This is a genomic window from Seonamhaeicola sp. ABD4_175, assembly GCF_056160885.1.
Map to the genome: position 1 here is coordinate 292574 of NZ_JBSWYC010000001.1, position 13011 is coordinate 305584.

A 13011-nucleotide genomic window follows, 5' to 3' on the forward strand; every position below is an offset into this window, starting at 1 on the left:
ATTATATTTTAAATTTGAGCCCCGTTCTTAAATAAAACGCATTTACGTCGTCTAATTTAAAAATTTCATCTCTATTATTGTTTCGTAATACATTATTTAATCTAAATGTATAACCTGTATACAAATACCCTACCAAATGTTTTGTAAACAAATATTCATAACCTAAACCACCCACAATTACAGAGAGAGACACGTTGTTTGCAATTTCACCATTTACATTTATACCACCTTGTAAATGTGCCAAATACCCATCTAAACCTACAAAAGTTTGCACTTTATTTTGAGTATTTATGGCATATTTTAAATTAGATTTTGGTACGCCCAAATTAAAGCTCCAATGGTTATTAATTTCTCTGTAATAACTAACAAATGGTAACGGAAATGGCAAGCCTGTAGTGGCATTATACGTTAAACCCAATACCAACCTATATGGGCGTTTAAGTGTTTGGTCTTTTAAACGATCATTAACCGTGTAAACACCTCCATTTATAAAAAAATCATTGGATGTTAAGGACTGTTCTAAATTTGAGGCAATTCTAGGATTAAATTTAATGCCCAAACGCCAATTATCATTCCATTTAAAAGTGTATCCTATGTTTAAATCTATAATATGAATGGTGTTTAATGCCGAAGTATCAAAAGGGTAATCTGCTTCAATATTTAAAAAAATATTATTGTATTCTGCCCCTAAAACTAAGTAGGTATGCGGTTTTAATTTTATAGGATAATTAAATAACGCTTTAATTTTTGTGTATTGATTGGGCGATTTACTTTTAGGTATAAAAGAATACTCTAAACGTGCCAAATCTGTTAATTGGGCGTTGCATAATTGAAAACACAAACACAGAAACATAGTTACTATGCCAGATTGCTTTGATAATTTTTTTATGTTGTGAAAAATAATATTGATTTTATTTGTTAATAATATGAATATCTCTTTGCGGAAACGGTATGCTAATATTGTGCTCTCTAAACAATTTATCAATTTCAAAACGAATATCACTTTTTGGAAATGTAGCTTTAAAACTATCGTTTAACGTAAAAACTAGTTTAAAATTTAGGGCGCTATCACCAAAATCGGCAAAAATAACACTTGGTTCTGGTTCACTAATTACATCAGGATGTGTGCTTGCAGCTTGCAACAACAATTTTTTAACCAGTTGTACATCACTACCATAAGCAACACCAACACTTACAGATTCTCGGGTTGTTGTACCATTTTGTGTCCAGTTAAACAAACTGTTTTCTAAATACAAATGATTTGGAATAACAAGTACTTTATTATCTATAGTAACAGCTCTGGTTGTGCGTAATTTTATTTCTTCAACACGCCCTATTTTGCCATCAATTTCAATAATGTCGCCTACATGAACGCTTTGGTCTATTAATATAAAAACACCCGAAATTATATCTTGAAATAAGGTTTGCAAAGCCAAACCAATACCAATTAACAAGGCTGCCGAAGCTGCAAATACCGCTGTAACATTAACACCTACAGAATGTAACGTAATTAATAAAATAACAATGTAAATAAGCCACCTAAAATAACCGTAAACTACATTAAATTTAGTTTTATCATCTTGCGGAAGATTTCTTGTTATAAGCCTTAACAACACACGCAAAACAATGGTTGTTAAAAAAATAGCAGTTATTACTACTAAGAAATCTAGAATAGAAACACTTATTTTATCGGTGAAATCTATATGTAAATTTAAAAATTTTTTAATGGAAGTCCATAATGAACTTTGTGCAATAGACTCTTCAATATGTTCTAAACTTTGAGGCATATTTAATATTTAAGCCATTTAATTAACTCTTTATAACTTGGTTTTTTACCGTACATTAAAATACCAACCCTATATATTTTTGCTGCAAACCAAACAGTGAGCATAAACGAACCTATTAAAATTAGTAATGCTAACAACTGTTGCCATATAGGTACACCAAAAGGTATACGCATAAGCATAACTACCGGTGATGTTAATGGAATATACGAAAAAACAGTTGATACGGTTCCATGCGGATCTTCAATTACCGTAAAAATACCAATATAAACCGCCAAAATTAACGGCATTAAAATAGGTAGCATAAACTGTTGGGTATCTGTTTCATTATCAACTGCTGCACCAATGGCGGCATATAAAGAACTGTATAACAGATAGCCACCTATAAAGAAAAACACAAATGCCACAATTAAATTTATTAATGGCATATGGCTTAAGGCTTGTTTAAACGATTCAAAATAAAACTCAACATCACTACTTTGTGCTGCCATTGCTGCAATTTCTTGCTGCGGAGTAGCTTCCATTAAATTTATACCTAAAACTAATGATACTATTGTCATTAAAACACCGCCAAAAACAACCCAAATTACAAACTGCGTAATACCTGCTAATGATGTACCTATAATTTTACCTAACATTAACTGTACTGGTTTTACAGAAGAAATAATAACCTCTATAATTCTGCTAGTTTTTTCTTCAATAACGCTACGCATTATCATGTTACCATAAATTATAATAAACATAAAAAGTAAATAACCTGCAGCACAACCAAAAACAAGCTTAATAACACTATCAATTTTTGATGATTCTTGGCCCGTGAAATTTTCTTGCCCAATATCAATGCGTACTTTTGAAGCTTCAATTTGCGCCACATTTAAACCTGCTTCTTGTAATTTTAAATTGGTTAACTTTTTTTCTAGTTTTCGTTCTAAATCTGAAATAACTGAAAGCGAAGGCGACTCTTCAGAATAAAATTTTATATGTTTTGAAACTTCATTTAAACTGTTTATTTTTTCAATATGAAGCAAGCCGTAGTTTGATGTAGTGCTTACAATTTCTTTTGCAACTGCTAGAGACACATTTTCTAAAACATCATAATGTGTTTGGGTTGTATTTTGAAATATTTCTTTTACCAAACCAGACTCATCTAACACTGAAATGGTTTTAACTTTCTCATTATTTAAATTGGTTAAATAGGCAATTACAGCAATTAGCGCAATCATTATTATAGGACTTAAAATAGTCATTACAATAAATGATTTATTTTTAACCTTGGTTAAATATTCACGCTTTATTATTAGTGGTAAATGATTCATTTTTTAACTATTATTCTGTACCGTTTGAATAAAAATATCATTAGCGCTAGGTATAACCTCAACAAAATGATTAATGTACGCTTGGTTATTTAAAAAGGCTATTAAATCTTGGGCTTTTTCATTTTCAGAAAGTTTAATATTAAGCTTTAAATCATCGTTTAAAGATTTAAAATTTGCGTTTGAAACACTAAACTTTTCAGCTAATAAAGTTTTTAAATTTTCTTTATTTTCGGCTTCTAAACCTACCTCAAAGGTATTGGTTTTATACTGCCTTTTAATATCAATGAGCTTGCCTTCAATTAGCTTGTTAGATTTGTTTATAAGTGCTATATCATCACATAACTCTTCAACAGATTCCATACGGTGTGTTGAAAAAATAACGGTGGCTCCGTTATCTCTTAAATTTAAAATTTCGTCTTTAATTAAATTTGCATTTATGGGGTCGAAGCCAGAAAAAGGTTCATCAAAAATTAATAATTTAGGATTATGCAATACGGTTACAACAAACTGTATTTTTTGTGCCATTCCTTTTGATAGTTCTTGAATTTTTTTGTTCCACCAATCGCCAATTTCTAGTCTATCAAACCAATATTTTAATCGGTTTTTAGCTTCAGTTTTACTCAAACCTTTTAATTGCGCTAAATACAAGGCTTGCTCACCTACTTTCATAGATTTATATAAACCACGTTCTTCAGGTAAATAACCAATATCTTTAATATGCGAAGGGTTTAATGGAACACCATCTAAATGTACCACTCCTGCATCGGGCATGGTAATTTGGTTTATAATACGAATTAGCGTTGTTTTACCTGCACCATTGGGCCCTAACAGACCAAAAATACTACCTTTTGGCACATTAAGCGATACGTTATTGAGTGCTTTATAATCTCCAAAACTTTTTGAAACTTGGTTAACTTCTAATAAGTTACTCATATTTTATTTATCTGTAGTGATAGATTGTAAATATAAAAAGTTTGTATAACAGTTTTGGTAATAACTGTTATAAAAAGAAGAAATTAATGGCTAAAAAAAACAAAACCCACCCTTAAAAAAATTAAGGATGGGAAAAAAATTGCTATGAAAAAGAAAAATTACCACTAATATAAATTAGTGATAGTCCAAATATAATTCTTTTTTCAATACTTTTTTACAATTATGGCATATAACTTACAATTTAATGGTTTAAATGCCAGTAATTAATGTGTTTTCACTTAAAAAAGTAATGCTTTTTTATGAAAACATATCTTTAACTTTTTCAAAGAAAGATTTATCAGATTTTTCGGGTTTTGGGTCAAAATGCTCGTCTTCACGCATGCTTTCAAAAAACTCTTTTTGTTGTTTATTAAGCGTTTTAGGTGTCCAAACATTTACATGTACCAATAAATCTCCTTTACCATAACCATTTATACTTGGTATACCTTTTCCGCGTAAGCGCAAAATTTTACCAGACTGTACTCCTGCTTCAACTTTAATGCGTACTTTACCTGTTACAGTGTCTATTTCTTTTGATGTACCTAAAACCGCATCGGGGAAACTTACATATAAATCATAATGTAAATTATCACCTTCGCGTTGTAATTTATCGTGAGTTTCTTCTTCAATAACCACTAAAATATCGCCGGCAATTCCATTTCCTGGAGCTTCGTTTCCTTTACCAGAAACTTTTAATTGCATACCTTCTACAACACCTGCAGGAATTTTAATGGCTACGGTTTCTTCAACTATTTTTAAACCTTGTGCATCTGCATCAGCTGGTTTTTTGTCAATAACTTGTCCTGCGCCACCACAAACATTACACGGAGATGCTGTTTGCATTCTACCTAAAATAGTGTTTGCAATACGTGTAACTTGCCCTGTACCGTTACATGTTGAACATGTTTTGTATGTGGTACCAGGTGCTTGTATTTTACGTTTTACTTTAATTTTCTTTTCAACACCGTTGGCAATTTCTTCTAAAGTAAGTTTTACTCTAATTCTAAGGTTACTACCCTTAACTCTGCGTTGGCCACCGCCACCGCCAAAACCAGAGAATCCGCCACCAAAGGCACCTCCAAAAATATCACCAAATTGGCTAAAGATGTCGTCCATATTCATGCCGCCACCGCCAAAGCCGCCGCCGTTTTCAAACGCTTGGTGGCCAAATTGGTCATAACGTGCTTTTTTATCGGCATCACTTAAAACCTCATATGCTTCGGCTGCTTCTTTAAACTTAGCTTCAGCATCTTTATCATCTGGGTTTTTATCAGGATGAAATTCAATTGCTTTTTTGCGGTAAGCTTTTTTAATTTCGGCAGCACTTGCGCCTTTACTTATGCCTAATACTTCGTAATAATCTCTTTTTGCCATGTTTATATTTTATTGCCCAATAACTACTTTTGGGAATCTAATTACCTTTTCGCCTAACTTATATCCTTTTTCAATTACGTCAATAATTTTTCCTTTTAAATCATCGGTTGGCGCAGGAATTTGTGTTACAGCTTCATGTGCATCTGCATTAAAAACATCACCTTTTTCAACAGTAATTGCTTTTAAGCCTTTTTGCTCTAGGGTAGATAGCATTTTTTGGTAAATTAACACAACACCTTTACGTAATTCTTCGGCTTCTTTATCTTCTTCAATGTGTGTTAAGGCACGCTCAAAATCATCAACAATTGGTAAAAGCGCTACCATAACTTCTTCATTGGCTGTTTTAAATAAATCTAAACGCTCTTTTGATGTGCGCTTTTTATAATTTTCAAACTCTGCAAAAAGACGTAAAAACTTATCTTTTTCTTGTTTTACTTCTTGCTGCAGCTTTTCTTCAACCGTTAATTCTTCTTTTGGTTGTTCTTTGTTTTCTTCTTTTTCTACAGTTTCAGTTTGTGTAGCCTCCACTTGGTCTTGCTCTATATCTGTATTTTTTTCTTTGTTGCTCATTGTTACATGTTATTTATGTAAGTACATATTTGGTTGGCAAAAGTACTGCCATTATTATAAAAATGTCAAAATGTCACTAAAATATTTTAATTTTTTTTTATGATTTGGTTTCGCTTCATTTACCTAACTTTACACTACTTAACAAAAATCACTAAAAATGAAAAAACACATTTTATCTATTTGCGCATTAGCTATTTTAACATTAACGGCTTTTAGTTGTAAAGACAAAGCTAAAGAAGCTGAAACAAAGGCCGCTGAAGAAGCTGCTGTTGCCGAAGTAGCAGCAGAGACATATACAGTTAACACTGCTGAATCTTCTATTGCTTGGAAGGGTTACAAACCAACAGGCTCACATGATGGCACAATTAAAATAAGTAATGGTTCTTTTGAAATTACTGATGGTAAAATTGCAAGTGGCACTTTTACTATTGATATGAACTCTATTGTTGTTTTAGATATTCCTGCTGAAGATGAAGGTAATGGGAAATTAACTGGACACCTTAAAAATGCCGATTTTTTTGATGTTGAAAAATACCCAAATGCCACTTTTGAAATTACTGGCATGAGTGAAGCCGAAGGTAAAACAATGCTTTCTGGAAATTTAACTTTAAAAGAAAAAACTAACAATATTACAATTCCTGTTACTGTTAATACTGCTAATAACGGTTTAACATTAACTAGTGAAACTTTTACTATAGACCGCTCTAAATGGGATGTGAAATATGGTTCAAAATCATTTTTTGACAACCTTGGAGATAAGTTTATTAACGATGATATTGAATTACAAGTTACTGTAAAAGCTACTAAATAACATAGCTTTTAACAAAACACCAAGCCACCTAAAAATAATTAAATAATTTTAGGTGGCTTTTTTTATTTAACCAACTAAACCAACATGAAACATATTTTTACACTACTTTGTTTTAGCACTCTATTTCTTGCATGCAAAACAAACACTAAAACTAACAACGACCCTGATACCGAAAACTGGATATCACTTTTTAACGGTAAAGATTTAAGTAATTGGGAAATTAAATTTGCAGGACACCAGTTAAACGACAATTACAAAAACACCTTTTTAGTACAAGATAGTATGATACGTGTGCGCTATGATAATTACACTAATTTTAATAACAAATTTGGGCATATGTATTACAAAACACCGTTTTCATACTACAAATTGAGTTTTGATTATAGGTTTGTAGGCGAACAGATTGAAGGCGGATCTCACTGGAATGTTAGAAACAGTGGTGTTATGTTACACTCACAATCGGCTGCAAGTAATGAAATTGGACAAACATTTCCAGTATCAGTTGAGTTACAATTACTTGGTGGTTTAGGTAATGCAAACAGAACTACTGGCAATGTTTGCACACCCGGAACTGCTGTAGTAATGAATGATACTATTAATTTTGATCATTGTATTAAATCATCATCAAAAACATATCACGGAGACCAATGGGTGCATGTTGATGCTACAGTAATGGGTGGTGAATACATGGAATTTATTATAAACAACTCTAGTGTTTTACGTTTTGAAAAACCACAAATAAACGGAGGTTTTATTACTGAAAAACAAGCTGGTAAAGACTGGGATAAAGCACAAATTATTGAAACAAAAAATAACTGGATTGAAAAAAAAGGCCGTATTTTAACCGAAGGTTACATTGTTTTACAAGCCGAAAGTAGTCCTATTGATTTTAAAAACTTAAAACTACTAAACCTTTGTGGTTGCATGGATAAAAAAGCTAAAAACTATAAAAGTTACTATGTAAAAAATAAGCCCGAAAGTTGTGAGTATTAGAGCTAATTAAAATTTTAAAGCCTGTAATTTTAAAAGTATTTTTTAAAAGAACATCATGAATATTTCTAAAAAACTTAAAACACTTAACTTAACATTACCAAACGCATCAACTCCCGGAGGCAGCTACGTTTCTGTAAATATTAGAAACCAAATAGCCTATATTGCCATTCAGTTTCCTATTTTAAATGATATTTTTAAATACCAAGGGCGCTTGGGTAATGATATTTCTACTGAAGAAGGCTATAAAGCTATGCAACTTTGCGCATTAAATGTATTGGCTCAAGTTGATAAAAATATTGGTTTTGAAAACGTTATTGGTTTAAACCATATTGATGCTTATTACCAATCTGCAGACCATTGGGATGACACTCCTGAAGTTGTTAATGGAGCTTCAGATTTGTTTTTAAATGTTTTAGAAGAAAAAGGAAAACATGCTAGAGCTATTTTTGGCGTACATAAGCTTCCTAGAAACTTTAGTGTAGGGCTTACGGCTTCTTTTACCATAAAAACATTAGAGTAATTACTTTAAAAAAACTCTTGATACTGCATCAATCTATAGTCGAATGTTGAAAATTCAGGATTCTTAGCTTTTAAATACTTATACAATGGCATACTGCCAATAGCTCTATTGGCACTACCCGAAGCTGATGTTAATGATACAGTTGTTATTAGACGGTTGTTTTTAGTAAATTTTCCCTTTGAAGTAGGCATTACAAACTGATGAATTCTTGGTATTTCGTTATTTACCAGCTTCAATTTTAAATTATAATCTTTTAAATGTTTTCTAAAAAAATACTCAGGACCATTTTTACTATTTCCACCAGTAAATAAAACAGTATGTATGTTTGGATATTGCTGTAAATAACCAAATATGTTACGTAATTTTATGTTGGTCATTCCTAAATCTGATGCATCAATTTTTTTGCGGTTAGCACTTTCAACTATATCGCATACACCTATTTTATTTGTAATCAAATAATGCTTACGCTGCTCAACTGCTTCTTTTGAATTATCATAACGTAAATTTAAATTATGAATTTTATCAATATACAGCCACAAAGAATTGTAGTAGCTACCGTAACAAAAATTTACATCCTTATCATGCAATTCTCCCATTGAAAATCTTGGTGGTGGTAACGTACCAACAATTAATTTTTGAGTATTGTTTTTTATAAATGGTTTGTAAGGATGTTTGTGCAAAAACATTTATCTTATAAAAACTAAATCATTTTTTGAAGACATTTCTTCACTATAACCGTAACCTTCGTAATTAAAACCTTTTAAATCATCAATTGTTTTTGCATTGGTATCTATTATGTAACGCACCATCATACCGCGTGCTGCTTTGGCGTAAAATGAAATGACTTTGTATTGCCCGTTTTTAAAATCTTTAAAATTAGCAGTAACAACAGGAACTTTTAATGCCTTATTGTCTACAGCTTTAAAATATTCATTACTAGCTAAATTTAAAAACAATTCATCATTTGTTAATTCATTATTTAAAGCTTCAGTTATTTTATTTTTCCAAAATTCATACAAATTCTTTTTAGTTCCAATAGGCATTTTTGTACCCATTTCTAAACGGTAAGGTTGTATTAAATCTGTTGGTTTTAGCAAACCATATAAACCCGAAAGAATTCTTACAGTATTTTGTAATGTATTTAATTTTTCTTGCGGAATAGTGTATGCATCTAAACCTTTATAAACATCGCCATTAAAAGCATAAATTGCAGGTCTTGCATTTTCTTCTGAAAACGGTAAACGCCATGATTGATTTCTCTCATAATTTAATTGCCCCAAAGCATCAGAAATACTCATAAGCTTTGACAAACTTTTAGCCGATTTTTTTTTAAGCTCTTTATTTAAGCGTTCTGCTTCTTTTAAAAAAACAGCTTCAGTGTGTGTATTTGTTGGCAATTTGGTTTCAAAATCTAACGATTTTGCTGGAGATATAACTAATTTCATAGAGGTTTTATTTATTACTCAAAATTACAATTACTTATTAAGTATTTAAGGTGGTATTTAAAAGTATTTGTAATGTAATTATAAAATAAATTTATGCGAATTATTTATTTTCTTTTTTAGGGTTGTATAAAATTATAATTTGAACAACCAATGCCAAAAACACTAATAAATATATTTCCATTTGGGTAAAAAGTTCAACAGTATCAATAGCTTTTTGGCTTATTGCCATTTGCCTACTACCTTCTTGTAACTGGATTTTTGACAAACTTTGCAGATTATTTTTTATTTTAGAAATTGAAGCCAATACGTTATTATTAGTTTGAAAATTTGAATTAACATATGCTTTTTCAGCTGCTTGTAATTTTATGAAATTTGACTTTAAATTTGTAAACTCATTATTTTCTTTGGGTGTTAGCTTAGTAATTTCATAAGCTTGAATATGCTCTTTAAGTGCAGAATTTAATGTTGAATTTTTAATTTTGAAAAACGAAGAGTCTATTAAAACCGCAGCCATTTCTTTTTGATGAATAGCTGCTTGCATTTCAAAAATAAGTCCTTTTACAACAAGTCTATCTTCATAAATTGTTTCTACAGAATCTCTTACCCTTACAAAGTTATTTCTGTCTACCAAATTGGTAATTACAATTAAAACAAAGATTATTAAAATGCCTAAAACCCATTTTATTTTGTTGTATACAGTCATATTTTTTTTTAGTTTAGTTATTGTATAAAAATAATTATTAAAAAAAGAAAACCATAAAAAAAGCCCACCTTTAACATTACAGGTAGGCTTTCTTCTGTTAAACAAAAACAATCACTAATTAATTATTAAAACTTTAAGCTTTTTGATAGTTTACAGCTTGTAATCTGTTTTTTACTACAGCTTTTATTTTTGGCAATACTTCATTCATTATAAATGGCGGATAAGCTGTATCACCGGCTTTTAAAATTTCTTTTAAGGCATATTTCATATATGTTGTATGCACAATGGTACCAATGTTTATTTTACTCATGCCCATTTTTATAGACTTTTGTATATCTGCATCAGGTATACCAGTACCACCATGTAAGACTAAAGGAACAGGCACTGCATTGGCTATTTCTTGTAACCTATTAAAATGAATTTTAGGCTCTGTAGGTGTAAAACCGTGTGCTGTACCAATACCAACAGCAATGATATCTACATCTGTTTCTTTATATAATTGTTTTACGTGGTCTACACTAGCTAAAAAATCATCATCACACTGCACTTTTACGCCACGGCCCATAATTTTTCCTATTTCGGCTTCAACAACAACACCCGCAGATTTTGCATAATTAACTACTTGTTTGGTCATGGCTATGTTTTCTTGTAATGATACTTGAGAACCATCAATCATTACAGAATCATATCCGGCATCAATAGCGCGTTTACATAAATCTACCGATGTACTATGGTCTAAATGCAGGTACACGTTATTGTTTGCGTGTTTTTTAAATCCATCAACTAGCGAACGAAATACTTCTGGCGTATTAAGTTCTGCTACGGGCGGATACGTCATTACCATAACATGTGTATCCATTTCATTAGCCGATTCTACTACCGCTTTCAAATCATAATTATCGTTTACATTAAATGCTGGTAAACAACGTTGTGTATTTCGGTAATCAATAAATAAGTCTTTTAAACTATTAAAATGCTGATTGTAAACAATTTTTGGCGGTTGTTTAATTACTGTGTCCATATAACTGATTTTTGCTTTGTTCAATATTAATATTTGTAATGTTTAGCCAATGGTTAAGCTCATTTAAATCTTTTTGCAAATAGCCTCTACCAATAATCCAATGATGATCTAAACCATTATTTAAAACAGTGCTCAAAATATTACCTGCAGAATTTTTAAGAGGTGCTACTTCGGCATAACTTCCTCTAAATGCCATTTCAGATGTTTTTATCTCACCTTCCCAAACCAACACCTTTGAAGCATCTGGATATTGATATTTAGCTATGGTTACAGGGCCTTCTTTGTGTAAAAACTCTAACAACATCCCTACGCTACTAGCTTCATCAAAATTCTCTAAAATGCTATGATTTCTAACTTCATAACCTGTTTCTTCTTTTATTAATTTTGTTGGTGCGCCACCACAATGCCAAAAACCAATGTGATTTTTTTCTTTATTTACTAACGATAAATCTACTAATGTTGGAATACCTTCGCCAAAACTTAATTGATTAATAAGCACCATAGTTAAGAGGGCTCCCATATCAGATTCATCTGCAACAGGAATTCCTAAATCTTGAATTAATGCACCGGCACCATCGCCAGCAATTCCGTAATGATCAAACAATTCTGGCCAGTTTTTTAAACCAATACCTAAATAATCATTAATTCTTGCATAATCTGCTACAGCTAGTGATAAACGAATAGACTTTTCAATTTGCTCATCTGTTACATTATTAAATTTACATAACGGATGATGGAGCAACTCTTCTTTTATTTCAAAAATTATGGCGTTTGAAAATTTTTGACCATGTTGCCAAATGGTTTGAAAATCAATTCTATCTACCTTTATTCCAAAACGATTTAACAGTGCTAATTCATTTAATTCACAATCATAAAAACCGGGTACTCTAAACCCTCCAATCATACCAACTGCTTTTTGATTTATTGAGGCCACGGTGTATACAGATTTTGCAAATTTTAGAATGTTACCTTCAAAATCAACATCGTCTGGAGATTCAAACAACCACGAATACTTGACTCCGCATGAATTAAAAATATTTAACAAGAAATTTTGGCCACATAAACGGTTGTTTGATAAACGCCCGCCAGTAACCTCATCATGCGACCAACTTAGTACCGGTATAACATTTTGGTTTAACCAACGTGCTAGAGTTGCCGCCAAATCTCCCGCAATAAATGATGCTTGGTATATTATTAATCCATCTATATTTTGAGCATGCATACTCTGTAACCACTCATGTATTTCTTCTTTAGTTTGCAGTGGCTGGTTTGCTGCTGTAAGCTCAAATTTATCTACTGGCAATACCTGCTTTAAACTGTTTTTTGCTTTATTGTAGTTTGAAAGTATAGATTGCCAATTAAAATGCTCTTCTAAACCAATACCAACCAAAGCAATTTTTGATACGTAGGCTGGTTTTGCAGGTGTTATAACCTTTTCAAATAAATGGCTAACAATGCCATTTTTAACTGATATATTGTTTAATAATTCCATGTTAGAATAG

At 31.3% G+C, this 13011-nt stretch carries 14 protein-coding genes; 3 read left to right on the forward strand and 11 right to left on the reverse strand.

The annotated features are described in order from the left end of the window. Position 1: 1 nt before the first annotated feature. From ACXAG4_RS01130 to ACXAG4_RS01155, 6 genes are all read right to left on the reverse strand, one after another. Complete coding sequence (locus tag ACXAG4_RS01130) at positions 2-841, reverse strand: DUF6268 family outer membrane beta-barrel protein (RefSeq protein ID WP_475294236.1); 840 nt, start codon at positions 839-841, stop codon at positions 2-4. A 70-nt stretch (positions 842-911) separates the two neighbouring features. Next, the gene (locus ACXAG4_RS01135; RefSeq protein WP_475294237.1) at positions 912-1787 is read right to left on the reverse strand and encodes a mechanosensitive ion channel family protein; all 876 of its coding nucleotides are present in this window, start codon (positions 1785-1787) and stop codon (positions 912-914) included. 2 nt (positions 1788-1789) lie between these two features. Then, positions 1790-3100: an ABC transporter permease gene (locus tag ACXAG4_RS01140; protein WP_475294238.1), complete on the reverse strand. Its 1311-nt coding sequence runs from the start codon at positions 3098-3100 to the stop codon at positions 1790-1792. 3 nt (positions 3101-3103) lie between these two features. Beyond that, on the reverse strand, positions 3104-4033 hold the full coding sequence (locus ACXAG4_RS01145) for an ABC transporter ATP-binding protein (RefSeq protein ID WP_475294239.1): 930 nt from the start codon (positions 4031-4033) through the stop codon (positions 3104-3106). Positions 4034-4330: 297 nt separating this feature from the next. After that, positions 4331-5446, reverse strand: coding sequence for a molecular chaperone DnaJ (dnaJ, locus tag ACXAG4_RS01150; protein ID WP_475294240.1), 1116 nt, complete (start codon positions 5444-5446; stop codon positions 4331-4333). Positions 5447-5455: 9 nt separating this feature from the next. Next, positions 5456-6016: a nucleotide exchange factor GrpE gene (locus tag ACXAG4_RS01155; RefSeq protein ID WP_475294241.1), complete on the reverse strand. Its 561-nt coding sequence runs from the start codon at positions 6014-6016 to the stop codon at positions 5456-5458. Positions 6017-6173: 157 nt separating this feature from the next. Here ACXAG4_RS01155 and ACXAG4_RS01160 point away from each other — a divergent pair, with 157 nt between their 5' ends. The 3 genes from ACXAG4_RS01160 (at position 6174) to ACXAG4_RS01170 (ending at position 8340) form a co-directional block, all read left to right on the forward strand. Continuing rightward, positions 6174-6827 (forward strand): YceI family protein, encoded by a 654-nt coding sequence (locus ACXAG4_RS01160; protein ID WP_475294242.1) that lies wholly within the window; start codon positions 6174-6176, stop codon positions 6825-6827. Between the two features lie 84 nt (positions 6828-6911). Further along, on the forward strand, positions 6912-7820 hold the full coding sequence (locus ACXAG4_RS01165) for a 3-keto-disaccharide hydrolase (RefSeq protein ID WP_475294243.1): 909 nt from the start codon (positions 6912-6914) through the stop codon (positions 7818-7820). Positions 7821-7875: 55 nt separating this feature from the next. Beyond that, positions 7876-8340, forward strand: coding sequence for a RidA family protein (locus ACXAG4_RS01170; RefSeq protein WP_475294244.1), 465 nt, complete (start codon positions 7876-7878; stop codon positions 8338-8340). A 5-nt stretch (positions 8341-8345) separates the two neighbouring features. On the opposite strand, the gene ACXAG4_RS01175 is transcribed toward ACXAG4_RS01170, so the two are convergent. The 5 genes from ACXAG4_RS01175 to ACXAG4_RS01195 form a co-directional block, all read right to left on the reverse strand. Beyond that, positions 8346-9026, reverse strand: a complete 681-nt coding sequence (locus ACXAG4_RS01175; RefSeq protein WP_475294245.1) for a uracil-DNA glycosylase family protein — start codon at positions 9024-9026, stop codon at positions 8346-8348. Further along, the gene (gene yaaA / locus ACXAG4_RS01180; RefSeq protein ID WP_475294246.1) at positions 9027-9785 is read right to left on the reverse strand and encodes a peroxide stress protein YaaA; all 759 of its coding nucleotides are present in this window, start codon (positions 9783-9785) and stop codon (positions 9027-9029) included. 100 nt (positions 9786-9885) lie between these two features. After that, a complete protein-coding gene (locus ACXAG4_RS01185) occupies positions 9886-10488 on the reverse strand; it encodes an MCP four helix bundle domain-containing protein (protein ID WP_475294247.1) in 603 nt (200 codons plus the stop codon). A gap of 133 nt (positions 10489-10621) precedes the next feature. After that, positions 10622-11509, reverse strand: a complete 888-nt coding sequence (locus ACXAG4_RS01190; protein WP_475294248.1) for a class II fructose-bisphosphate aldolase — start codon at positions 11507-11509, stop codon at positions 10622-10624. Continuing rightward, complete coding sequence (locus ACXAG4_RS01195) at positions 11493-13001, reverse strand: L-fucose/L-arabinose isomerase family protein (RefSeq protein WP_475294249.1); 1509 nt, start codon at positions 12999-13001, stop codon at positions 11493-11495. The genes ACXAG4_RS01190 and ACXAG4_RS01195 overlap by 17 nt, the downstream gene beginning before the upstream one ends. Positions 13002-13011 lie beyond the last annotated feature (10 nt).

Bases quoted from the DNA above. Each gene is read 5' to 3' on its own strand.
- ACXAG4_RS01135 (WP_475294237.1), bottom strand. From the start codon at position 1,787: ATGCCTCAAAGTTTAGAACATATTGAAGAGTCTATTGCACAAAGTTCA.
- ACXAG4_RS01140 (WP_475294238.1), bottom strand. From the start codon at position 3,100: ATGAATCATTTACCACTAATAATAAAGCGTGAATATTTAACCAAGGTT.
- ACXAG4_RS01145 (WP_475294239.1), bottom strand. From the start codon at position 4,033: ATGAGTAACTTATTAGAAGTTAACCAAGTTTCAAAAAGTTTTGGAGAT.
- dnaJ (WP_475294240.1), bottom strand. From the start codon at position 5,446: ATGGCAAAAAGAGATTATTACGAAGTATTAGGCATAAGTAAAGGCGCA.
- ACXAG4_RS01155 (WP_475294241.1), bottom strand. From the start codon at position 6,016: ATGAGCAACAAAGAAAAAAATACAGATATAGAGCAAGACCAAGTGGAG.
- ACXAG4_RS01160 (WP_475294242.1), top strand. From the start codon at position 6,174: ATGAAAAAACACATTTTATCTATTTGCGCATTAGCTATTTTAACATTA.
- ACXAG4_RS01165 (WP_475294243.1), top strand. From the start codon at position 6,912: ATGAAACATATTTTTACACTACTTTGTTTTAGCACTCTATTTCTTGCA.
- ACXAG4_RS01170 (WP_475294244.1), top strand. From the start codon at position 7,876: ATGAATATTTCTAAAAAACTTAAAACACTTAACTTAACATTACCAAAC.
- ACXAG4_RS01175 (WP_475294245.1), bottom strand. From the start codon at position 9,026: ATGTTTTTGCACAAACATCCTTACAAACCATTTATAAAAAACAATACT.
- yaaA (WP_475294246.1), bottom strand. From the start codon at position 9,785: ATGAAATTAGTTATATCTCCAGCAAAATCGTTAGATTTTGAAACCAAA.
- ACXAG4_RS01185 (WP_475294247.1), bottom strand. From the start codon at position 10,488: ATGACTGTATACAACAAAATAAAATGGGTTTTAGGCATTTTAATAATC.
- ACXAG4_RS01190 (WP_475294248.1), bottom strand. From the start codon at position 11,509: ATGGACACAGTAATTAAACAACCGCCAAAAATTGTTTACAATCAGCAT.
- ACXAG4_RS01195 (WP_475294249.1), bottom strand. From the start codon at position 13,001: ATGGAATTATTAAACAATATATCAGTTAAAAATGGCATTGTTAGCCAT.